This window comes from Paenibacillus cucumis (ex Kampfer et al. 2016) (genome assembly GCF_019748695.1).
Taxonomy (GTDB): Bacteria; Bacillota; Bacilli; order Paenibacillales; family Paenibacillaceae; genus Paenibacillus; species Paenibacillus polysaccharolyticus.
The window spans coordinates 121429-145763 of sequence record NZ_JACLIC010000045.1 but is presented as its reverse complement, the minus strand read 5'-3'; the positions used below and the strand labels follow the sequence as shown (position 1 = coordinate 145763).

General features: G+C 47.4%; 19 protein-coding genes and 2 riboswitches. Of the genes, 3 read left to right on the top strand and 16 right to left on the bottom strand.

Annotated features, from left to right (window positions below):
• Positions 1 to 581: 581 nt before the first annotated feature.
• Complete coding sequence (locus tag H7T88_RS25060; protein WP_186811773.1) at positions 582 to 1067, top strand: CcdC family protein; 486 nt, start codon at positions 582 to 584, stop codon at positions 1065 to 1067.
• 299 nt (positions 1068 to 1366) lie between these two features.
• Here H7T88_RS25060 and H7T88_RS25055 read toward each other — a convergent pair whose 3' ends face one another.
• From H7T88_RS25055 to H7T88_RS25040, 4 genes are all read right to left on the bottom strand, one after another.
• Positions 1367 to 2380 (bottom strand): NADP-dependent oxidoreductase, encoded by a 1014-nt coding sequence (locus H7T88_RS25055; protein WP_154960038.1) that lies wholly within the window; start codon positions 2378 to 2380, stop codon positions 1367 to 1369.
• Between the two features lie 290 nt (positions 2381 to 2670).
• Positions 2671 to 3417: a type I methionyl aminopeptidase gene (map, locus tag H7T88_RS25050; RefSeq protein ID WP_221790963.1), complete on the bottom strand. Its 747-nt coding sequence runs from the start codon at positions 3415 to 3417 to the stop codon at positions 2671 to 2673.
• A gap of 605 nt (positions 3418 to 4022) precedes the next feature.
• On the bottom strand, positions 4023 to 4856 hold the full coding sequence (locus tag H7T88_RS25045; RefSeq protein ID WP_221790961.1) for a serine/threonine protein kinase: 834 nt from the start codon (positions 4854 to 4856) through the stop codon (positions 4023 to 4025).
• Between the two features lie 139 nt (positions 4857 to 4995).
• A complete protein-coding gene (locus H7T88_RS25040) occupies positions 4996 to 5694 on the bottom strand; it encodes a hypothetical protein (RefSeq protein WP_154960036.1) in 699 nt (232 codons plus the stop codon).
• 558 nt (positions 5695 to 6252) lie between these two features.
• Between H7T88_RS25040 and H7T88_RS25035 the strand changes: the two genes are divergently transcribed.
• Positions 6253 to 7206 carry an L-lactate dehydrogenase gene (locus tag H7T88_RS25035; RefSeq protein ID WP_145334020.1) on the top strand — a complete coding sequence of 318 codons (954 nt, stop codon included), beginning with the start codon at positions 6253 to 6255 and terminating at the stop codon, positions 7204 to 7206.
• Between the two features lie 168 nt (positions 7207 to 7374).
• On the opposite strand, the gene H7T88_RS25030 is transcribed toward H7T88_RS25035, so the two are convergent.
• The 6 genes from H7T88_RS25030 to H7T88_RS25005 form a co-directional block, all read right to left on the bottom strand.
• A complete protein-coding gene (locus H7T88_RS25030; protein ID WP_221790959.1) occupies positions 7375 to 10083 on the bottom strand; it encodes a PAS domain-containing hybrid sensor histidine kinase/response regulator in 2709 nt (902 codons plus the stop codon).
• Positions 10084 to 10392: 309 nt separating this feature from the next.
• A complete protein-coding gene (locus tag H7T88_RS25025) occupies positions 10393 to 11127 on the bottom strand; it encodes an ABC transporter permease (RefSeq protein WP_154891413.1) in 735 nt (244 codons plus the stop codon).
• A gap of 1 nt (position 11128) precedes the next feature.
• Positions 11129 to 11845, bottom strand: a complete 717-nt coding sequence (locus tag H7T88_RS25020) for an ABC transporter permease (RefSeq protein WP_154891414.1) — start codon at positions 11843 to 11845, stop codon at positions 11129 to 11131.
• The gene (locus H7T88_RS25015) at positions 11842 to 12756 is read right to left on the bottom strand and encodes an ABC transporter ATP-binding protein (RefSeq protein ID WP_090918727.1); all 915 of its coding nucleotides are present in this window, start codon (positions 12754 to 12756) and stop codon (positions 11842 to 11844) included. Before H7T88_RS25015 ends, H7T88_RS25020 begins: the two co-directional genes overlap by 4 nt.
• Positions 12757 to 12874: 118 nt before the next feature.
• On the bottom strand, positions 12875 to 14440 hold the full coding sequence (locus tag H7T88_RS25010) for a sensor histidine kinase (RefSeq protein ID WP_221790958.1): 1566 nt from the start codon (positions 14438 to 14440) through the stop codon (positions 12875 to 12877).
• On the bottom strand, positions 14437 to 15120 hold the full coding sequence (locus H7T88_RS25005; protein WP_154960032.1) for a response regulator transcription factor: 684 nt from the start codon (positions 15118 to 15120) through the stop codon (positions 14437 to 14439). Before H7T88_RS25005 ends, H7T88_RS25010 begins: the two co-directional genes overlap by 4 nt.
• 371 nt (positions 15121 to 15491) lie before the next feature.
• Between H7T88_RS25005 and H7T88_RS25000 the strand changes: the two genes are divergently transcribed.
• Positions 15492 to 17246 (top strand): alpha-glycosidase, encoded by a 1755-nt coding sequence (locus tag H7T88_RS25000; RefSeq protein ID WP_154891417.1) that lies wholly within the window; start codon positions 15492 to 15494, stop codon positions 17244 to 17246.
• 250 nt (positions 17247 to 17496) lie between these two features.
• On the opposite strand, the gene sdaAA is transcribed toward H7T88_RS25000, so the two are convergent.
• From sdaAA to H7T88_RS24970, 6 genes are all read right to left on the bottom strand, one after another.
• Positions 17497 to 18432 (bottom strand): L-serine ammonia-lyase, iron-sulfur-dependent, subunit alpha, encoded by a 936-nt coding sequence (gene sdaAA, locus H7T88_RS24995; RefSeq protein WP_154891418.1) that lies wholly within the window; start codon positions 18430 to 18432, stop codon positions 17497 to 17499.
• Positions 18422 to 19111 (bottom strand): L-serine ammonia-lyase, iron-sulfur-dependent subunit beta, encoded by a 690-nt coding sequence (sdaAB, locus tag H7T88_RS24990; protein WP_221790956.1) that lies wholly within the window; start codon positions 19109 to 19111, stop codon positions 18422 to 18424. Before sdaAB ends, sdaAA begins: the two co-directional genes overlap by 11 nt.
• Positions 19112 to 19225: 114 nt before the next feature.
• Positions 19226 to 19362: riboswitch (glycine riboswitch) on the bottom strand.
• A 4-nt stretch (positions 19363 to 19366) separates the two neighbouring features.
• A riboswitch (glycine riboswitch) is annotated at positions 19367 to 19540 on the bottom strand.
• Positions 19541 to 20067: 527 nt separating this feature from the next.
• Complete coding sequence (gene pstB, locus H7T88_RS24985) at positions 20068 to 20823, bottom strand: phosphate ABC transporter ATP-binding protein PstB (protein WP_090918740.1); 756 nt, start codon at positions 20821 to 20823, stop codon at positions 20068 to 20070.
• Between the two features lie 13 nt (positions 20824 to 20836).
• Positions 20837 to 21724, bottom strand: a complete 888-nt coding sequence (gene pstA / locus H7T88_RS24980; RefSeq protein ID WP_090919024.1) for a phosphate ABC transporter permease PstA — start codon at positions 21722 to 21724, stop codon at positions 20837 to 20839.
• A gap of 2 nt (positions 21725 to 21726) precedes the next feature.
• Entirely contained in the window at positions 21727 to 22662 is a 936-nt protein-coding gene (pstC, locus tag H7T88_RS24975) for a phosphate ABC transporter permease subunit PstC (RefSeq protein ID WP_373323268.1), read from the bottom strand.
• Positions 22663 to 22780: 118 nt separating this feature from the next.
• Positions 22781 to 23713, bottom strand: coding sequence for a phosphate ABC transporter substrate-binding protein (locus H7T88_RS24970; protein WP_154891424.1), 933 nt, complete (start codon positions 23711 to 23713; stop codon positions 22781 to 22783).
• Positions 23714 to 24335: the final 622 nt, after the last annotated feature.

The window sequence follows — 24335 nt, the reverse complement described above, 5'->3', positions numbered from 1 at the left end:
TATCCTTGTTTACGTTCATCATAGCTAGAATTAAAAGAAGCAGAAAATGCGGCAAATAAGCTTCCTGGTGATCGTTAGCCTACATAGCTTGTGCCCAGGAACAGGAGCAGGAGGTTAATAAGTTTAGATACACCATCCCACGCCTGTCCATCTGTTGCAGTAATCCCTTCTTAGTGCAGCCATTAGTACATCTGTTAGTACATCTGGCTTAATTTCCTCTTATTCGAATAAACGACAACTCAGCGGGAACAATACTAGAGCGTGTCTTGAAACCTACTGAAGTGCATCTTTCCCCCTTTCCGCCCCCTGCTACGTCACTTTCCCTTGACGTGTCCCGATACGCCTGCGGGAAACTTCCTTGCTTGGAATGAACATTCGGCAAAATCAGCTTTCTTCAGAGTTTTCAGACACTTCCTACATATTTTCCTAACAAAAAACGATCAACATTGCCTGCATTTTTAAAAGATATGTGTTCTATCGAGTTCCTGTATTTGTGCTATAATAGGAACTGAAAAATCAGGTCTTTTTGTATCTTATCCGGTTGAACGGATTACATATCATTGTAGAAAGAGGGCGTTTACGTGGCTCAAATCTCTCCGTACTATCTTCAAATCGGGGCGACTGTTGGCATGCTTGTCATGGCCTTACTTGCCATCTTCATTCGTATGAAAGCCAGCCACCGGCCGGTCACCATCCGTAAAATTATTATTCCGCCGCTCGGCATGAGCACAGGCTTTTTTATGTTTGTTGTACCGGAGACCCATGTTCCATGGTTGTGGGCGCTCATCGCGCTTCTGGTCGGCTGGTTTATTTTCTCGTATCCTCTCATTCGCAGCACCAAGTTTGAACGCGTAGGAGAAGAGATTTTTGCCACACGTTCCCGCAGCTTTGCCTTCATTTTGCTAGGACTTCTGGCTGTACGCCTGATTCTGCATGAAGTCATCCAGCGATATGTCAGCATTCCGCAAACAGGCGGTCTGTTCTTCCTGCTGGCGTTCGGTATGATTGTGCGCTGGCGTGTATATATGTACAAACACTACAAGGAAGTGCTCGCTGTTCAGAACTAAACGGTAGCTAAAATCCCCCGGCACTACCCTGATTTTTATAGGTCTAGAGCAATAAGAAATTAAACAATCAAGGTATTAAGCATTTACCAATCACATTGATCACATCAACTTAGCTATAACATCAATCGACATCAACATCAATTTAAAAAGACACGTTCAACACACCATAAAAAGGTGCTAAGAACGTGTCTTTTGCTTGCAGGCTGCAACGACTTAATCAGAACTGTTATGCGGAAGTCGCTTTAATCGTTGGAATGAATGTACTCATCCATCAACCCAAATTCACTCGCTCAATCCATCTATTCAGGGTCTGCAACCTTCACCAGCTGCTTGCCCAGATTATCTCCAGAGAAGAGTCCAATGAAAGCTTCCGGTGTCCGTTCGAAACCCTCGACAATGTTCTCTTCATATTGCAGCTTGCCTTCCTGAATCCACTTTGCCAACTTGGCGCGGCCTTCCTTGAAAGACTTCGTGTAGTCGCCCAGCAGAAAACCTTTCATCAGTGCCGTGTTCGTTAGCAGCAGTGTTTGTGGACGCATGCCGATATCCGGTTTCTCCAGATTATAAGACGAGATCTGTCCGCACAGCGGAATACGGGCATTCCGATTGATATGACGCAGTACAGCATCCGAGATATCGCCGCCAACATTGTCGAAGTATACGTCGACTCCGTCAGGACAAGCCTTTTCAATCGCTGCCGACATATCTTGCTCCGTCTTATAGTTCAGCACAACGTCGAAACCAAGCTTTTCTTTCAGATAGGTACATTTATCGTCAGAACCTGCGATACCAACCACACGCGCACCGACGATTTTACCGATCTGACCTGCGATCATCCCCACAGCTCCTGCCGCACCAGAGACCACAACGGTCTCTCCATCCTTGGGTTTGCCGATATCCTCCATGCCGAAATACGCGGTCAAACCTGTCAGGCCCAATGCACCGAGATAAGCTGTAATTGGAGCCTCGTCCGAATCAATCAGCGACAGATCCGTCGTATTGACCGCAGCATATTGCTGCCAGCCCCACATCCCCGTCACCAGATCACCTTTGCGTAAATTGGGCTCGGATGATTCCACAACCTGCCCGATCGCTCCTCCCTTAATGACTTCATTCAGGGCGTACGGCGGTGCATAGGATTTCGTATCTTTCATTCGTCCCCGCATGTACGGATCGACCGACAAATATAATGTACGAACCAGCACTTGCCCAGCTTCCGGTTCAGGTAGCGATGCCTCAACGAATTCAAAATTCTCTTTGGATGGGGCCCCTTCAGGACGGGACGCCAGTACGATCTGTTTATTTACACTCATTAAAATAACCTCCTGATTCCCAGTGGCTTCAAGGTCAGCCCTTGTCATCTGCAGTAATACAGGCACACCACTGGCTCTATGTTGATCTTCATAATAGTTTAAACCGAAACAGGCGGATCACAAACGTGGGCCGCCCGGAAATATACAAATTTCGTCACATTATAGCTCTAAACCAACCTTACAGCACAGTGAAAATGAATTAGCCAATAGTGAAATGACACAATCTTTTCATTCTGGGCGAATAGCCTTACATCTGTGTGTAGTCCACCCATCTGAATCCCTACCCCATCTTATTGCGCAGTCAGAATAACCGGTCCATCGGCTGTAATGGCAATGGTATGTTCATACTGAGCGGACAAACTTCCATCCAAAGTGCGTGCAGTCCAACCGTCTGAATCCAGCTTGCTGCGGAATGTTCCGATATTCAACATCGGTTCAATGGTGATGACCATACCCTCTTTAAGCCGCGGACCGCGATGCGGTGGGCCATAGTGAGGAACCTGCGGCTCTTCGTGCATCTTCTCTCCGATACCGTGTCCAATAAATTCACGAACCACAGACAGTCCTTCTCCTTCAGCATACGTTTGAATGGCATGCGAGATGTCTCCGATCCGGTTACCGACAATAGCAAGCTCAATGCCTTTGTATAGAGAGTTTTTCGTCACGTCTAACAAATGTTGCGCTTCAGGACTTACATTTCCGACTGCATAAGACCAAGCCGAGTCCGCCAGCCATCCATCCAAATTCACGACCATGTCGATGGTAACGATATCGCCGTCTTTCAGCACGTATTTTCCCGGAAAACCGTGACAGATCACGTCATTAACCGACGCACATGTCGCATAAGGGTACCCGTTGTAGCCCTTTTGCTCCGGTATAGCGCCATTTTTCTTCATAAATGCCTCTGCAAACTGGTCAATCTCCTGTGTTGTGATTCCCGGACGAATCAGTTTTGCGATCTCTCTATGGCACGCCGCCAGGATTTCGCCCGCTTTTTTCATATATTCAATCTGTTCTTTGGTCTTTATCGTGATCATGCCAACTACTCCTTGTCCGTTATGATCTTATCCTGTCTTCTATTGTAACGCGAAACGCTCAAAATAAAAAATTCCCTTAACTTAACCAACATCCTATTATACGCCAAGCTATGAATGGAGGAGTACCTTTTTTCGCAAAAACACGAAACCCGTCTTGGATAAGCCACGTATTAGCATAAAATAACTGAAAACGAAAGGATGAACGACTCATGTTTAAGAAGCTCATAGGCAAACTTATCGACTCCAAGTCCTCATCTCACCACAAACGTTACAGTTCCTCCAATAGACGATCCTATAAAAAATACAGCAGTTCCTCCGGCAAACGCGGCTACAAGCGCTATTCCTCATCCGACATGAAGTACAGGGATCAGCGCCAGGGATCAGGTTATTACAAAAACAGAAAACACAGCTCCAGCTAAACGTAACAATGGATCTTGCCGGAACGGAACACCTTGGCTTGATTTTGACTTGACCTAGCTTGAGCCTGACTCTCAGACTCCAACTATAATAAAGGGATGTTCGCCGATACCGTACTCACGGTCAGCAGAACACCCCTGTTTTTTTATAAATACGCGCTAAGCCTCGTCCGCTTGCACACTTAGATCTTAAAGCAATAATAGCTTCAAAGATTGCATCTCTCGCTGAAGCTCTCCTGCCCCGCCCTCATAACCCGGACGAAGCCCGAGGAGCCGCTCCAGCATCTCATGCAGTTCAGGCGTAAGCTTAAGCTCTTCCTGCCAGCTGGCAGGCATGCTGCCTTTCTCCGTTTTGTAGGCGGAGTACAACATGAAAAGTAGAAAGTGACCGATATCCTGCAGATCCTGATCCGGTATAGCCGGTTCATCTTCAGGCTCAGGCACATCTTTCATTCGGCGTTTTAACTCTGGCAACAACGGCTCCCCCAAGCGTCTCGCCAGGCCAAAATCAATCAAATGTACTCGTCCCTCTCGTACAATGACGTTAGGGATACGCACGTCGCCATGAATGAATCCCTGCTGATGAACATGAGCTACAGGAGACAATAGCTGACAAGCGAGTTCCACGCATTCACGCTCTGTATATTGCTGACCTTCTTCGAAGATCAATTGTTCCAGCGTCTGTCCCCGGACATACTCTGTCACCATATAATTCCGTCTTCGCACGTTAAAGGTATCCAAAAGCTTAGGAATTGCTGGATGATGCAAATGCTGTAACACATCCGCTTCCCTGCTCAGCAGCCGCGCAGCAAGTCTGCCCTTACTCGGCTTCGATTCCTTCAACGCGACTTCCCTTCCCGTCTGCTGATCCACGCACAGATAGGTCAGTCCGTAACTCCCCATGCCTAGAAGCTCCCGTATCACATAACGATCCCCTATGATTATTCCTTGCCGCCCAGGACGGTCTGCAAATAATCCGATCAATCTTTGCCAGCTTCTCTCCAGCTCCACGTTGCCTCCCACGCCAGCTATCTGATGCCTGATCCGGTTTCCTGTCCTGTCATGAGAAACGGCTGATCAGCGGCTGGACTTCATGTTGTATTGGAGCTAATTATAGCAGGCTGTATATGTGAAATCACGATTATCCCTCATGTAGAATCACTTAAGCTTCTTTATGTTTCTTTGGCATCAAACCAAACAACATACGGAGTGAAGTGATTTTGGACTTTCGTTTTCGCCCCTGATAGCTGCGCAAATTGGTCACGAGTTCGCGATCTCGTTCTTCCTCCAGTTTTTCGTTCATCCATTGACGTTGCTTCTCCATCTGTTCCTGGAGCGCAAGATGAGTGTCCGCCAGATGCTGGAGTGTCAGTTCCAGTTCATCCACCCGGTGCTGTAACACCTGCACGCGATCGTCCTCTTCCGGCTTGGGCTCAACTGCACCGTAGGTAACCTCACTTACAAGCTGGCCGAGTCCTTCATAAGATCTCAATTGACCGTACTGATCCACTTCCAGCGGCGGTAATGGATTAGCTCCGGATAAGACCGTACTGGTTGCAGCACACTCCTGCTCTGTATGCTCACGTATGGCTTGGACAGACTGCTGTTCTGTTTTCCCTTCTGCCGGGGATAGCACCGTAACCACTGCATCAGCCAGCGGCAGGTTATGCTCTCTAAGCTCCGTCATCAGACGTTCAATGCACTCGATATCATCGGATTTGAACAATCTGGATTTATTCGCAGAACGTTCGAAACGATATCCCTGCTCCTCAAGTGCTGCTGCATATTTACGAAGAGTACTGGCACCTATACCCAGGCTCTTGGCCGTTTCCGTCGTTGCTCCTACTTCTTCAATCATCATGAATTCCCTCCCGGTATGAAGTCTTTTGGACTTGCAAAATAACGACTTTAGCGCTCCTGCAACGAACTGTCATCGGATCGGGTGACCTTTCTCTTTGCCAACAATGGACTGTGCACATGAAACCTTAAACGACTCCCAAACAACCTTCCTCAATGTAGCCCGCCAGTGCTTCTCTCTTGCATGTCGGTAAGTATTCGTCAATCCGCTTACAGAACCCTTTGACGGTTTAGTTCTGTTTCTGGGGATTCATAAGAACTTTTGTCAGGTATATATTCCGCATAAAAGTCCCTTCATCCGACAAGCTAGAGGAATGCTGTCGTGTCGAAAAAGGTACATGCAAATGCCGTCTAAATTTCGGAGTGCATCGAATTGATGTCAATTTTGTTAACTCCATTACTCCAATACGCTCCCGCGACAGAGGGAATCATTGCTGTATTGCTTTTTCATGTGTTATCTTATGTAACGTAGAATTGAATTCCAGCATAAAATAAAGCACTATACTTAACATAACAATAATCAAGTAATGGATAAATCCAATGTAAACGGAGGCTGAAGGCAGTGTTAGGCAAATCAGGGAAAGTGGCGGTCATCGGGGCGGGTCTTGTAGGTTCAAGTTGTGCATATTCGATGATCAATCAATCGATATGCAGGGAGATTATGATGGTCGATCGGACGTATGACCGTGCGGTAGCACAGGCACTCGATTTTTCCCATTGCATGGACTTTACACACAACCGAACGAAAGTATACGCAGGAACGTATGCCGATTGCGGCAGTATGGATGTCATCATTTTGACCGCTGGAGCCAATCCAAAGCCTGGACAGACAAGACTGGATGTTCTGGAGGAAGCAGAGTCCATTGCCAAAGATATCGTGGTTCCGATCATGAACAGTGGTTTTAACGGAATCTTCGTTGTCGCAGCCAACCCCGTGGACATTGTTACGTATATGGTATGGAAACTGTCCGGGTTGCCGCGTGAGCGTGTCATCGGGACGGGAACTTCGATCGACTCTTCACGACTCAAAACACTGCTCTCCGAGGTATTCTCCATCGACCCGCGCAGCGTACACGGCTACGCGCTCGGTGAGCACGGCGAGTCCCAATTCGTAGCCTGGTCCCATGTTACCATTGGCGGCAAGCCTATTCTGCACATTTTGGATCAACACAAGGAACGGTTCAAACATCTGGATCTGGACGATATCGCCAAAAAAACGAAAGATGCTGGGTGGGAAATTTTCACACGTAAAGGTTCAACCCAGTTTGGCATTGGGAATGCACTTGCCCATATTACTCGCTCCATCCTGAATGACGAGCATAAAATCATTGCTGTATCCGCGATTCTTGATGGCGAATATGGACAGCGGAATGTTTGTGCAGGAGTCCCTGCAATCATTGGGGAGGGCGGCATTCAAGAGATTATCGAATTAAATCTCGATCAAGCGGAGGTTGAGAAATTCGAGCGTTCCTGTGAAATTTTGTCCGGTAATATTAACCGCCTGACTATAGCCTAAGCCTTCGTAAATTCTGAGTAGGAACAGGTCTACACTGCGAGCTTGTTCCAAAATAGAACACAAAAAAACAACCTTCATTTCACCACACCGTGGACATGAAGGTTGTTCTGCTACACTATCTTTTTAATCCGTTGGGCTCAATCCAATGATCCACATATGAATCTCTACTTAACTAGGCCCAATCCGCGGCTCATCAGACGGTCCCCATTGCTGGAGGACCCGCTTCAGTTCACTTAGCATCACCGGCTTGCTGATAAAGTCCCGCATGCCGATCTCCAGACAGGCCTCTTTATCTTCCCGCCTCGAATTGCCCGTAACGGCAATAATCGGGGGAATCCGATCCTCAGGAATTAACCGATGTAACAGATTCGTGGCTTTCAGACCGTCCATTACAGGCATATGGATATCCATCAGAACAATATCATAGGCATTCTGCGAGATGGCATCAATCGCTTCTACACCATTCGTGCACACATCAGCCTCATAGCCCAATTTCTCCAAATATTCCTGTAAAATCTTCCGGTTGACCGGATGATCTTCTGCTACGAGAATACGCATAGCCACCTTGTCACTTTGACGTGTACGGTCATGCTGGAACTCACTTGCTGACTTTTCACCTGATGCTTCAACTCGCGTCGTCGGAATAGCAAACCGGAAAACGGAGCCTTCTCCTTCCGTACTCTCCACACTGATGCTTCCACCCATAATCTCAACAAGTCTCTTGGAGATCACCAGCCCAAGTCCTGTTCCGCCGTATTTGCGGTTAATTACTGGATGTAGTTGAGAGAACGACTGGAACAACTGATCCTGCTTGTCCGCAGGAATACCAATCCCCGTATCTTGCACAGCAAAATCCAGTACACTATCCTCAGGTTTGCTTCCTTTAATGATGTCCACCGTGACATCGATACTTCCCTGATCTGTGAATTTCAGCGCGTTGCCAACGAGGTTCACCAGAATCTGCCTTATTCGCATCGAATCCCCCGCCATATAATCAGGAATATTCGGGTTCAGACGAAAACGAATATCCAGATGTTTCTCGTCTGCTCGTGGCTTGAACAGCTCCGCAACCTGCTCCAGCATCTTGCGGAGCGAGAACGGCTCGTAGGCCAGGGCCATTTTACCAGACTCCAGCTTACTGAAGTCCAGAATATCATTCAGGATGTTCAGCAATGCATCGCCGCTCTCTTGAATAATCTGGGCGTACTCTCGCTGCTCCTCTGACAAGTCTGTACCCACCAATAGCTCAGTCATTCCTACAATGCCGTTCATCGGTGTCCGGATTTCGTGACTAACGCGGGAAAGGAATTCGGACTTGGCCTGTGCAGCCAGTTCGGCTGTCTCCTTGGCACGGACAATTTCACGTTCACCGGTAACGTCATTAAAGACAACGACCGCACCACGAATCTGGCCCTCGTCAATAATCGGAGTTACTTGATACTGTACGAGGAAACTACTGCCGTCTTTTCGCCAGAACACGTCCTCCGTCACTGAACGCGCATGTCCATCGAGCACCGTCATGTGAATCGGACATTCTTCTTTTGGAAAATAACTTCCGTCTGCACGCGTGTGATGGATAATCGGGTGTGAACTTTTACCAATGAATTCATGAGCTTCATAACCGAACATGGATGCCGCAGCCGGATTCATGAACATGGTAATGCCATCCGCATCGAGACCGTAGATTCCTTCGGTAACGGTATTGAGGATCAACTCATGCTGCTTGCTCAGCTCCTGAATACGCTCCGTGTACTCCTTGCGCTCCGTTATATCTGATACTATACCGTAGACACCAACTACTTCGTTATCTATAATAATCGGCACATTCGTTACCGAAACTTCGATCTTCCGGCCACTGGAATTTACAACACGAGTCTCATAGTATTGAGGCTTCCCCTGCTTCACGAGCTCAAATCCAGTTTCCCCCTTCTGCCGTTCTCGTTTATCCAGGTTCGACAGAAAGGACTGTCCGATGAGTTTGCTACGCGGAATATCAAGCATTTGCACCATATTGCTGTTCACAGCACTATAATTCCCTTCCAGATCGAGGGAGTATACCGCAGCTGGATTATATTCAAACAATGACTTGTACCGCTCACGGCTTTCGCGAAGACGTCTGTCAGCATCTTTCTGCTGGGTAATATCCCTGCTAATGCTCACAATTTGCGTTATTTTGCCATGTTCCCCGGTCACGGGCTTCGCCAATGTCTCCATCCAGATGTAATGCCCATCTTTGTGTAACACTCTCATCTTGCAGCCATGACCAATATTAGAAATGAGCAAAGGGTCCGGATAATCTCCCGGGTAACAGTAGGATTTAAATGATTTCCCTGCGACTTCCTCCGGCTCATAACCAAGCAGTGCACGAACAGATGGAGAGACATACAAGAGTTCACCATCTATAGCACAGGTTGTAATCAGATCTTGCGCATGTTCGGCCAATACCTGATATTTCTCTTGAGTCTGTTGCAGTTCCTGTTCGATGATTACTTTATCCGTCACATCCTTGGCAATACCATAGATGCCAACGACATCATCACCTTCTGTAATCGGTATATAGGTCACCTGTGCATGTTTCACAGAGCCATCTTTATGATAAAAAGCCATCGCTTCGCTGACTGAACGTCCAGCCAGAACATCTTCGATGAATTGCACTCTTCTATTTTCACTCTCAGGCGGGCTGATGCGATCCCGACTCACCCCTGCAAGCTCTTCAATCTTGTAGCCAGATAACCGTTCAAACGAAGGGTTAGCATCGATGTGATTCCCTTTAATGTCCATCACATAGATGGCATCCGGGTGATTAAAAAACAATGATCGGTAAGAGCTACCCTCAGAAATAATTCGTTTCAGGGTTTCCGTTTTATTATGATCCAAAGGCCTACCCCTCTTTTCTCAGCCAAAATCTTCTTTCTTCATCACATTACATATGCGCCATTTTCGGCTGTAACAGTCTTACCCTCGAATAACCATGTTCGCCTGACTAGAAACAGCTTTTTTTATTTTACCAGATTCTCGTCTCATTTTGCTTATCAAATAGGATGAAATTCACATCAATAGGCATGAAAAAGATGGGATTTGACCTTTATCGCATAATATAAAAAAAACTGAGACTGTCTGCATACCAACTCTTTGGATGCACAGCCTCAGGAAAGGTTCATTTGTTATTCTCATCGAACGTATACTTTATACTTCCTTCTTCGAAAAATAAATCATGCCCATCGCAATGAATAACACGGCGCTGCCACCAACTACGGATAAAAGTGTACCTAGTGGAACATTGAACGCACCAAACCCTGTTCCCTCAATGGGAAGCATCAGAATCATCGGCTGTGCCCATGGATAATACGGGCCATACGTTGCGGAGTTTGCAACCAGAATGTTAGGTATCGTTAGCGCGAAGTTCAGGGCAAGCGGCGCGGCGAAACTGCTCCAGATCAGAGACACAAACATCTGTAATGCCGCCAATGGGATACAAGCCAGAAGTCCAAGCAACATTTTACTGACAAGGAATCCCCAAGGTACCGGTGATGCCATCCCATGGATTAATCCTGTCAAAACGATACTTCCGAATAGAAGTAACTGTGTACCAGCGAGGAGCAGTAACACCATTGTGAATTTGCCTAAATACACACCTGTACGTGTAAGTGGCAAAACCAAGAGTTGTTTCCATCCACCCCCTGCATGTTCGAAACGACATACAAATGAGGTAAACACCCCTGTCAGCATTGGTAACAAAAGCATACCGTGAATCATCACCATGGCTGACATCAATGCAATCCAATCACCCGATGGGGAAGAGAGCAGACCGATGAGCAGTGCGATCAAGGGACTGATTAGAACCAAAAGCGAGATTGGCGATTTGGCCATTTTCAAACGTTCCGCAGATAAGATACGAAAATAGGTTGTAGCAAAATTCATATCAGGCCACATCCTTCCGGCTGAAGTGCATCATGCCTATCAGCAGAATGATGATTCCTAAACCTGCACCCATTGCTGCGTATAAGTAAGCGTTAGGCGCACTCCAAGCCATTTGTGCCCAAGCGAGTGGAAACTGTGGAGAGATGCTGAGAGAGAACATACCGGTAATCGCAAGAATAATGCCGAATGTAACCGGTAGCGCCTGATTTTTGGATACCAGCGTAAACCATAATTCAATGGACAATACAGGCAGTGCGCCAGCTAGCGGCATAAGCCCCAGCTTCAGTGCCTGTGCCCACGGTATATCTTTGGCATCGAAACCAAGCACAAGTCCCAGTCCAACAACCCCCGCGGTTAACAACAAACATGAGATCATTAGTAGCACACAAGCCAGCAGAAACTTCGCAAGATAAACGGCTGGCCTTTTAATTGGCATCGCCAGAAGTTGCTTCCACGACCCCTGCTCATGCTCTATTCCGGCGATCATCGAACTCAAAATGGTTGCGCCCAGCATTAAAGCGAGCGGAACAAAAACAACTACGTTACCGAGCAGACCTCCCCACAAATTATCGGCATACTGTTCTTTCAGATAATCCAGTCGCAATCCGAAATTCAGAGCCTGCATGGCCGTCAAGCCGATTGGGGCCAGAAACACCAGAAACCAGATGCCTTTGCCACGAATTTTAAGCCAGTCGGCTGATAATGCACGTCCTGTCATAGGGAAGCCCCCTCGCCAATGACACGCATGAAGAGATCCTCCAAAGACTGTCTCTGTTCTTCGACCCGGTATACATCATGATCCTGTTCAATCAAACGACGTACCAGCAGTGCAACTGCGCTGTTATCCATGTAGGGGAAGGTAAGCTCAGCACCCTGTCTCTGACCAAATTGCCCCTGCTCACGAGCAAGCTTCATGGCTGCCTCCGGTTCAGACACCGTGAGCCTGATTGAGCTGCCTGTCTGACTATGGAGACTCGCCATCGTGTCCTGCATCACCATTTTGCCATCTCTTATAATACCGACACGACTCGCCATCTGCTCCACTTCACTCAGCAAGTGACTGGATACAAGAACGGTGATGCCATGCTCCAGCGGCATACGTTTGATGAGTTCCCGAATCTCCTGAATCCCCGCGGGGTCAAGTCCGTTCGTTGGCTCATCCAAAATAAGCAGCTCCGGTTCACCGAGTAGTGCGCTGGCAATGCCCAAACGCTGTTTCATGCCGAGGGAATACCCTTTTACATTTCGTTTAGCATCTTTTGTCAGATCAACAATAGATAACACTTCCGCAATCCTTGACTTGGGTACATTGATAATGCGGCGCAGTACCTCAAGATTCTCTACCGCATTCAGATGACCGTAATAGGAGGGGTACTCCACCAGAGAACCTACACGCCGTAAAATGTCCATACGGTCCTTGCGAATATCTTTGTCGAAGACCCGGATGACACCTTTGGTCGGTTTAATCAATCCAAGAAGCATACGGATCGTTGTTGTTTTGCCGGCACCGTTAGGACCAAGGAAGCCGTAGATATCTCCTTTTTTAATATGAAGGTCAAGTTCACGAACCGCTGCACGGTCCTTATATGTTTTCCATAAATTCGCTGTTTGAATAATATTTTCGCTCATTCATTATCACCTCGGAACTATCGTAACCCTCCAAGGTTAAAGCCAGCGTACATCCAAGTTTAAGTTTAGTTTAAAAAGAAACCTCTTCTATCTGCGTTCAAACTTCCCGATCAATCCCTTAGCCGCTGTATAGATAGGTACGGACACCCGCATCTGAGCTATCTACCCGCTTCCGCAAGCCCATCTCACGAATCAGCAGATCGACAATGGATAAGCCAAGTCCTGTGCCCTTCGTACCCGAATCCGGCTGAATTCCCGGTCCGCGATCCTCGATCACTACGGCAGTTCGACCCTGAATCTGCTCCGTGGAAATGCGAATATATTTTCCGCTTGCCGCATGACGAACTACATTTTGAAACAAATTATCCAGCACACGCCGCAGCCCTTGCGCATCTACATCCCAGATTAACGGAGTTTCAGGCAGGTCAATATCGATCTCAAACTCTTCCTTCTCCCACACCGGATACCAGGAAGCAGCAGCTTCCCTTATCATACGCAGTGCATCTTTCTGCTCCAGTTTTAAAGTATATCTTCCACTAGTCAGCAGATTATACGTGAGCAAATTGTCGATCAGTTCACCAAGATCCTGTATCTTGCCTTCCATCCGACTCAGTGCGCGCACGCCTTGATCACTTAGGTTCTCTTTATTCAATGCATGCATATGCCCGCGAATTACCGTAAGCGGTGTTCTCAGGTCATGGGATAACCCTGCCACAAGCCGTTTGCGAAGTTGCTCCTCTTCCCGCTCACGCTGAAGGCTATCCGTTAACTGATGTACCATCTGGTTAAAGGATTCCTCCAAATGTCCAATCTCATCCGATCTCTTAATGTCCACTGGAAGTGGTATACCCTCCTTGCCCGGGGTAACCATAGCAGATTGCAAGTGAATCAGTCGTTTGCGAATTTTGGCGAAGAACAGAACGGACATCACAATAAAGATCACAAACACAATCAGCATCACTGCCCCGAAATAGATGAATTCTAATACCCCGTTATTGGTGATGTTTTGAATGAGCTCACGAGGGACTTCAATCACCATAAACCCTTGTCCCTTATTCACATTTACTCCGCCAATAAAAGAAACCACGGTTAGAGGATCGCGATACAAGGCTTCCTTCATGAACTGAACCGTATCATTTGGTGTCCATCTTGCCGGGATTCGGGTCTCTGCTTTTTCTCCAGTTGCGAGCGACCACTTCAGAATGACGTCTGTATTTAAAGACGCCGGCTCCCCTTCCGAGGTGACTGAAGGATGCAATGATTTAGACTTCAGTACATCCGCCTCTTCACCGCCAAGCACTAACTTCGTTCGGCCTGCCGCATCTACACGATACATAGCCGATTTAGGGTATTTCTCCTGCAGTTCTTTTATCCGTTTATCTATGATTTGGTCAGAAGCCCCGCCCAGCTTTTTGGATTCCATAGCCCACAGTTCGGTAATTTGGTCAGCGTTTCCGTAAGGTGCTTCTTCACCAGAGCTTACGTTATTGATGACTACAATAAAAACCGTTGCTACCATCGGTACCACAACAGGTACAAACAGAAAAGCTGCCAGAATCAGTAGCATGTATCTGGACATCAGTGATCGCCCAACCTTTATTTTGGGACGGATAGACTGTCCTGTTTCACTGCCTCTGTTCTGTTCAGACTTCCTTGCCTTCCGTTCTCTATACCATCTGATCATGGCTTCTTCACACGATAGCCAACACCGCGTACTGTCTGAATAATGACAGGATTGGCCGGATCAATCTCCAGCTTCTCGCGCAGATGCCGGATGTGCACCATCAACGTTTTGTCCCCATCCAGATAAGACTCGTTCCACACCGCTTCATAGATCTGCTCTTTGGTGCGAATCATGCCCATATGCCGAAGCAAATAAGCGAAGATGTGGAACTGTTTACCGGATAAAATAATCTCTTCCCCCGTCTGCTCATTCACGATCCGGTTATCCTGCTCATAAATCGACAGATGATCCAGCTTAAGTACCGCTTCACTTGAAGCTACTTTGCCTGCTTTCCGCAGTTGAACCTCAATCCGCGCTGCAAGCTCGTCCGGATGAAAAGGTTTGGTCACATAATCATCGGCAAAATCAAGTCCATGCAACTTGTCATCAATGGATGTTCTGGCCGAGAGCATAACGATGGGCACAGCAGGATATTCTTTTTTTAATCGCTGACCTACCGTGAATCCGTCGAGCCCTGGCAGCATGACATCCAGAATGACTAGGGAGCAGTCTGCCACAGCCTCGGTGGCCCCTTCACCGCTCCCAAGCCAGACGACCTCATATCCACGCTCCTCCAGATCTTCTCTCACCCATGTTGCAATTTCCGTATCATCCTCAATGTATAACAGTTTGTTTTTCATCTATGTACTCGTTTCCTTTCCGTTCCCTTTGGGTTAATGATATATCTGGGCGGCAATGCTTATCTTTATGACTTTTGGCTTTAAATTTTGAATGGGGCGAACCTCCCCGCGAGTTTAAATGCAAGCCTGGTTGCACAAGCTACAATGTCCGTTGCCTAGGCCTCAGTACATTCCATGTCGCTCGTTTAGAGCCTGCCCTATCTTTTCATACCCTCATTATAACGCAATCTGCAGTCACGTAATATGAAGCTATATCTTTCAGCAATAATGTCTACATATCACCTGTATTACTGTACTACTAGCATATTTAATCGAATTTAAATGAATTGGTCTCTGCTTACTTCATTCATATCTGACAGGAGGAATTACATATGCTGCTTGAAGCCATCTTTCACCAACCAAAACGAAACTGGGCCTATGCCTATGATCAGGATACGATTCGTCTACGTCTGCGTGCCAAAAAGAATGATCTCACCGAGGTGTATGCCCTGACTGGAGATAAATACGCGTGGGAGGAAACAAAAGATATGGTTCCTCTGACCAAATTGACGTCAGACTCTATGTTTGACTACTACGAGGGGGAAGTGAGACCTCCGTATCATCGATTGAAGTATGCTTTTTTGCTCAAAAGTGGAGATGAACACATCTGGATGACCGAGACGGATTTCCAAGAGGAGGAGCCCGATGACCCAGGCCGCATGTTTCAGTTCCCATATCTTCATGCCGGAGCTGTGTTTACACCCCCAGCATGGGTGAAAGATGCTGTGTTTTATCAGATTTTTCCCGAGCGCTTTGCCAATGGCAACCCGGATATCAATCCCAAAGAGGTTGAACCTTGGGGCGGTGAACCTACACCCTTTAATTTCTTTGGCGGTGACCTGCAGGGCGTAATCGACCACCTTGATTACCTCAGTGAACTGGGTATTAATGCGATTTATTTCACTCCGATTTTCGAAGCTACAACCAATCATAAATATGATACCGAAGACTATCTGCGCGTCGACCGCCATTTCGGTGATGCTGACACAGTGAAGCATCTGGTTAAGCTATGTCATGAACGCGGTATTCGTGTGCTGCTGGATGCCGTGTTTAATCATTCAGGCAAAACATTTGCTCCTTTTGTCGATGTACAAAAGCTTGGTGCCAAGTCCAAATACAAGGACTGGTTTCACGTACATGAATTCCCGCTCGACGTAAAGGATGGCATTCCAACCTATGAGACATTTGGCTTTGAGGCTCACATGCCCAAGCTGAATACAGAGAATCCCGATGTGAAGGCCTACTTGCTCGAAGTAGCGGAATATTGGATCAAGGAAGTTGGCACGGACGGCTGGCGTCTTGATGTAGCTGATGAAGTGGACGATGCTTTCTGGAGAGATTTCAGGCGGGTTGTTAAGGAAGCCAACCCGGATGCCTACATTCTGGGTGAGATATGGAACGAATCTTCTTCCTGGCTACAAGGGGACCAGTTCGATGCTGCCATGAACTATCCGTTCACCGCCGCCGTAAATCATTTCTTTGTGGAAGATAAGATGCACGCTGAACAATTCGCGAGTGCCCTTGGCAGGCAGCTATCTCGCTACCCACTTCAAGCGAGCGAGGTGGCATTCAACTTACTCGACAGTCATGATACTCCGCGCCTGCTTACCTTGTGCGAGGGCGATCAACGCAAGATGAAGCTGGCTGCCTTGTTCCAGTTCAGTTATATGGGAGCCCCATGTATCTATTATGGTGACGAGATCGGGCTCGACGGAGAACATGATCCAGGTTGCCGCAAATGCATGGAGTGGGACGAAGCGAAGCAGGATCGGGAGCTACTTCACTTTTATCAAAAGCTGATTGCTCTGCGTCATGCTCATCCTGCACTGCGTGCAGCAGGAACCATTCGTTTCCTGCAAGCTCAGGAAGGCGGTAGCCAGCTTGTGATGGAGCGGCAAAGTGACGAGGAACGCATCCTCATTCTGTTCAACCGTTCTGAGGAAACCGCCATCGTTGAACTGGATGCAGGTGAGCAACCTTGGACGGAGCTGTTTGAGGGTAACCATCGCACCGCTCTGGAAGACGGTGTGCTTGCCATTGAACTGCCTGCTTACGGATATGCCGTGATGCGCACAGAAGTAAAGTAGATGCCTTTTTGAAACAACAATAAATGACTGCCTTCTCCAATTCTGATTGGTTGACTGCTATCTTGGCGGTTTAGGCAAACTGGACAAACAAGCGTCTCGCATAACCTGAGAAAACCAGGTTCGCGGACGCTTGTTTGTTATGAAGTAATAACGACTAACATGCTCTAATTACTACTTGCTACTTGCTAAATCGGAACCTGGTTTTGTACTCCTAAGCTATCTGACCCTGTTCCTGTATATGATCCACTTGCTATTCTGCCTCTGAGCCTGTTGTTGATGTTTCGGATGACTCATCCGGCAACCGCTTGGCCTTTGGTTTCGCCAGCTTCTCCATCATCTTGCGGCCTGTAGGTGTCTGAGCGAGCCCACCTTGCGCTGTCTCGCGGTGACGGCTTGGCATCGCACTGCCTACCTCCAACATCACGTCAATGACTTCGTCAGACGGAATGGCACTGCGTACACCAGCGAGTGCCATATCTGCGGCAGCCAGTGCAGTAACGGCACCGAGTCCGTTGCGCACGATGCATGGAATCTCTACAAGGCCAGCAACCGGATCGCAGATGAGGCCCAGTGTATTTTTCAAAGCCAATCCTACAGCATGCACTACCTGCTCTGGCGTCCCTCCACGAAGCTCCACCATCGCACCGGCAGCCATGCCAATCGCTGAACCTACTTCTGCCTGACAACCGCCCTCGGCCCCTGAAATAAATGAATTGTTGGCGATCACGTATCCAATAGCACCGGCGCAGAACAATCCATTCACCAGATGTTCATCCGTCCAGCCAAAACGTTCCTGCGAGCTTATAAATACGCCAGGAATGATGCCACAAGAGCCCGCTGTTGGCGTAGCCACGATCCGTCCCATGGAGGCATTCACTTCCGATACGCAAAGCGCATAGGCCATGGCAAGGGCAGAAGCATCACCAGAGCATGTTTCGCCTTGGCGAATATATTCGGCCATCTTTTTCCCGTCCCCACCCGTCAGTCCGCTACGTGAGGTTGTATCTTCTGTAAGTCCTTTACGAACCGCTTCTTTCATCACTTGGTAGTACTCCGACATCTGCTTTACGACGTCTGTTTCGGGTGTGTTAGTCTCCTGCACCTGCTCTTCAATCATCAACTGTGCAATTGTTTTGGACTCCGCAGTGCAGATGGTGTTTAATTCATGTAGATGTTTAAACCGCATCCGGATCACCCCCTCTCTTCAGATCAATCACACGAATATCCAGCATATGATCCAATGAACGCAGTTTGTTCAACGCGTCTTCACTCGGCGGTGCATCCATCTCCATTGCTGTAAGTGCCTCACCATCACGAGCCTTTCGATCCACTTGCATATAGCCGATATTCACTCCGGACGAGCTAATGGTTGAGGTCACGGATGCCAGAACTCCCGCTTTATCGGCATGACGCAAAACAAGTGTCGGAAACTCTCCACTGATCTGTACGCGAAAATCATTTAATGCATGCACAGATACACTGCCGCCACCGATGGAAGCACCTATTAAAGAGCATGCCCGTTCGCCGTGCCACAATTCAATCTTGACCGTGTTCGGATGAGGAGCCGGTAGACCGCTGGTGTAAAATTCAACCTCCATGCCTGCTTCATCTGCATATTGCTCTGCATCCGGTATACGCGGATCATCTGTAACGTAACCCAGCAAACCACCGATTAGTGCCAGATCTGTTCCATGTCCCTGATAGGTATCCGCAAATGAGCCATATAACGTAAGCCTTGCACGTTCCGGTGTACATCCCAGCCACTGACGCGCAATTCGTCCCAATCTTGCAGCACCGGCTGTATGTGAACTGGATGGTCCCGTCATCGACGGGCCAATAATTGAAAAAACATCTTTAAATCGCACCTGTTAACCCTCCAATTGGTTTTGTCATCGATATCTGGACAAGACCCACCACAATGTTCCTGATTTACTGATTGATGACATCAAAAAAGGACAGAAGAAGGCCGTTAGCCCTCTCTCTGTCCTTGATACCTGAGAGTTTCATGATTTTAAGCCAGGAAGAACAAGGCCGAGTACACGCAAGCACTCATCTGTTCAGCAATCTGACAATCATATACCCCTTGGGTGGCGCTTCTTCCGCGCACTCTCCAGAGTTGCGTCCAACGACGGTACATTTACCTGAGAGATTAACGGTTATGCCGGGTGCATAACTGCTTGCTCCTTCGGTGCCCAAGCCATCTGTACAGTACAGTTCTACATCTTAAATTGCATTAATCATGCCTACTTGTACTGTATTGCATCATCCTGCTAGGTCTCTCCCGCTCGTTATCATTCGCTATATTCTGTTATTTCCTTAATGAAAGTTCACCATTCTGCCATGCATTCAATCATATACAGCGTAATATGCCATACGCTATATGTCAATAAAAGTGACGTATTCTCAAAGCACATCATTTCTATATAGGATATGCTCATTTCGTTCATATGGTTCAGGGCTTGTTCGATCTTTTCTATATAAGTTGAACTAAAGATTTTACACAGTCCACTCCGTTAATGTGTAAAAGAAAAGTTCAACTTATATAGCACCGAATAACGAAGACCGCCCTCACTCCATGACAGGTACGAATCATAGACACATATGAACCTGCCAATGTACTTGTGACATAATATTATAGGCAACATTCCAGTTCGATCCTACAATTGTAGCGATTTGTGTACTCGTAAATAACTCATAAAGCATGTTCAAATATAAAAAAACACAAAAAAAAGCATGATCCTTGAACACCCTCGTTCAAAGATCATGCTGTTATTTCGTGTTTCTCTAAACATATAAATCTATGCTACACCCTTGACTCTTATTAACCAAAACGCCCCATAATATATTCCTGCGTCAAGCGGTTGTCCGGGTTAGTAAAAATGTGCTCCGTCTCCCCGTGCTCAACCATACTGCCCAGATAAAAATAAGCGGTATAATCCGAGATGCGAGCCGCCTGCTGCATGTTATGAGTAACAATAACGATGCGTAGCTCTTGCTTCAACTCCGAGATCAATTCCTCCACTTTACCCGTAGATACAGGGTCAAGCGCAGATGCAGGCTCGTCAAGTAATAGGATCTGCGGGTCTACAGACAGTGCGCGCGCGATACAGAGACGCTGTTGCTGTCCACCTGAAAGTGCCAAGGCTGACTCATGTAGCCTGTCTTTCACTTCATCCCAGAGAGCAGCACGGCGCAAGCTTTTTTCCACGATTTCATCCAGTGCCTTCTTACTTTTTGTACCGCGGTAGCGGGGGCCAAATGCGATATTGTTGTAAATAGACTTGTGAAAAGGGTTTGGCTTCTGCCACACCATGCCGATTTTCTGACGAAGCTTGATTACATCCGTCCCCGGTTCGTTAAGGTCATTGCCGTCCATCCAGATATGTCCTTCCGTGCGGGACCCGGCAATCTCATCATTCATCCGATTTAACGAACGAAGGAATGTGGATTTCCCGCAACCGGACGGCCCGATCAGGGCCGTTACACTCGCTTCGGGGAAAGTCAGGCTGATCTGCTTCACGGCCTGAAAATGTCCATAATATATGCTTAACTGTTCCGTACCAAAAGGTATGGCCATGTGGATTTCCTCCTTATTTCGAAGCTGTCATACGGCGGTACACAACCCGGCCGATCCAGCGCGCGCTCAGATTGAATGCCAGTACCAGAATGACCAGCACGGCAGAAGCCCCTGCTGCAACTTCTTTTGAATCTGGTCCGATGCCTTCACTGTTGACTTTCCAGATGTGTACAGCTAGTGTTTCCGCAGGACGAAGTGGATTAATTGGTGATCTCGGACTTGTTGGATTCCAGTCCGTAAAGTCCAGCGGTGGACTACTCATACCCGCAGTGAACATCAGGGCCGCTGCTTCACCGAAGATCCTACCGGATGCCAGAATCGTACCAGTGATCAAGCTTGGCAGTGCCACAGGCAACAGGATGGACGTAATGATCTTCCATTTGGACAAACCAAGAGCAAGTCCTGCTTCCTTCTGCTCTTTGGGAACGGCTCGGAAAGCTTGCTCTGTCGTCCGTACCATAAGTGGCAAGTTGAAAATTGCCAGTGCCATCGCACCCGATAAGAGTGAGAAGCCCAGGCCAAACGTATTTACGATCAGCAAAAGTCCGAACAAACCGATCACGATCGATGGGAAAGATGACAATACTTCGACAACCAGTCGAATGAAACTTGTAATCCGACCCGGTTTGGCATATTCCGCCATATAAATACCTCCGCCCCAGCCGAGCGGGATGGTAATAATCAGCGTTAGTACAAGCAAAAAGATAGAGTTAAAGAGTTGCGGACCAATACCACCGCCACCTTTGAGCAATTGCGGCGCACTCGTCAGGAAGTGCCAGTTGATCTGACCGATCCCCCGGAACAGAATAAATCCGAGTAAACCGAGCAAAAGTACAACAATGAATAAAGCCAGAATCACGATGACTACTGTTGCAATTTTATCCGCTGTTTTTGGCTTCATTCTCATACCCGGTTCCTCCTTTCAAGCAGGCGAACCAGAATGACGAAGACAAAGGTCATTACCAGCAGGACAAGCGCCATGCTCCACAATGCATTGTTATGAACAGAACCCATCGTGGTGTTACCCATACTCAGGGTGATTACACTTGTTAATGTTGAAGCGGATTCGAGCAGGGATGTCGGTACATGCGGCGCATTACCGATGACCATCTGTACAGCCAATGCTTCACCAAATGCACGAGCCATACCAAGGACAATACCTGTCAGCAATGCAGGTAGCACCGTCGGAATGATTACCCGATAAATCGTCTGCCAGCGTGTTGCGCCAAGCGCATAAGAAGATTCACGCAAGCCCTTAGGCAAAGCAGACAACGCATCTGCCATGATACTCGTAACTGTAGGCAGAATCATGACGGACAACACCAGACATCCGGCTGCAATCCCAATGCCGGGTCCTCCGAAGATACTGCGTAACATCGGAACAATTACGCTTAGACCGATAAATCCGTATACAACGGATGGAATACCGGAAAGCAATTCAATCGCGGGCTGCAAAATCTTTTTACCTTTACCCGGTACAATCTCGGTCATAAAGAGTGCTGCACATAGACTAAGCGGACTTGCGATCAATGCTGCAAGCAAGGTGGTTGTAAAGGAACCCGTGATAAACGGTAATGCACCATAAACGCCAGGCTCACCTGTAGGATTCCACGTTTTTCCGAAAATGAACTCACGCAGGCTGACGCCATCCTGGAAAAAGGTTGATAACCCTTTGGATGCGACAAAATATACGATGGAAAACATGACAACGATCAGGAAAACGACACATATCGACGTGTAGATCCGTCCCGTCCACTCTTCCCAGTAATGTTTCTCTCTCAAGGGCCGGCGTGGTTTCAGTTTATTGTTCATCACCGTTCCCCCTTCGGTCTGTTCCATAACAACCATCCTTCTATAGTAGAATTAGTGCAAAATATGGGATAATTTCTGAGCAAACCGCGCAAAGAGGCAGGACCTGGGTCCGCCTCTTTCGCTGTATGCGCAAGTTCAAAGAATGTTACTGAGTCACATTACCTGCTGCATCGCGTTTTACTTTCATGCCGGATACCGGAATGTAGCCCAGTTCCTTAACGTCATTTTGTTGAATTTCATCGCTGAGCATGTAGTCGAGGAATGCTTTTGTTGCTGCATCCGGCTCACCTTTTGTATACATGTGCTGGTAAGCCCATACTGGATACGTTCCTGCTTCTACGTTCTCAACTGTAGCTTCAACACCGCCGTATTTCAGAACTTGCAATTTGTCATCCAGGTAAGACAGAGCCAGGTAACCAATTGCTCCTGGAGTCTCAGATACCAGTTTCTTAACTGTACCGGAAGAATCTTCTTGGATTGAACCTTGAATATCTTCTACTTTCGTTCCCAGCGCGAAGTTTTCGAAAGTTGCACGTGTACCGGAGCTACTTGGACGGTTAACGATAACGATCGCTTGATCTTTACCACCAACATCTTTCCAGTTCGTGATTTTACCGGAGAAAATATCTACCAGTTGTTCTTTTGTCAGATCCGTTACACCTGCATCTTTATTGCTTACTGGTGCAATTGCTACAACTGCTACCTGGTGGTCAACCAGTTCTTTAGCTTTTGCTTCGTCTTTCAACTTCTCTTCAGCAAATACGTCAGAGTTACCGATCGTAGCTTGTCCGTCAGATACTTGAGTCAGACCTGTACCACTACCGCCGCCTTGCACTTGTACCGTCACGTTCTTATATTGATCAACTGCCATAAATTTTTGTCCAGCTTGCTCTACCAGAGGCTGCAGTGCTGTTGATCCAACAGCGAGAATGTTACCGCTGAGTTCAGCAGCAGTATTATCTCCTGATCCATTACTTGCGGCACCATTTGTAGTACCTGCGTCGTTTTTCGATCCGCATGCTGCAAGCACCAGTACGAACGTTAAGGTCATCAAAATAAACGGCAACTTTTTAAACATTTTTTGTTTTCCTCCCCCAATGTAGTGATGGCGTTTTGTGAATTTGTGTGATCACCATCAACTCTTTAATCATTGTAGTTTCGTTATGTCATCTGAAAATCAATGTTTTGTAAACGCAATGTTAAAAATATGAGCTAGGGATTAAATAGTTGGAACGTACTTAGGTGCGCTGGGAGCCGCTTCGAGAACGGACGTTGTTTCAATCGCTGTTACCCCTGGATATATTTGATTGTATTTGTAAGAGGAATATATCCGGAGATAAAGGCGAACGCTCCGCTTTTCCACAATCGTTCCGTTCCCTCCGCTGCGTCAGCGCTCATCTGTTTCTTAAACATTTATATTCCTAGCTAAGGCTGAGGGCAGTAAAAGAACCACTCCGTGCTGGGCGTTCCGGTTACGGATCATTCTTCCGATCGCTGTTGTCTCCAAATCGTTATGGATTTCATTTTTCATATGTAAACATTCGGAGACAAAGGCGAGCGCTTCGCTTCTACAGAATCGATTCCGTCTCCTGCACTTGATCACTTCGTTGGAATTCCAAAAGCTTTGATTCCAGCTATGGGTGGTAGCAATGAAAGGCCTGCCTCAGACAAGGCTGGCCTCAAGAATACATGAAGATAAG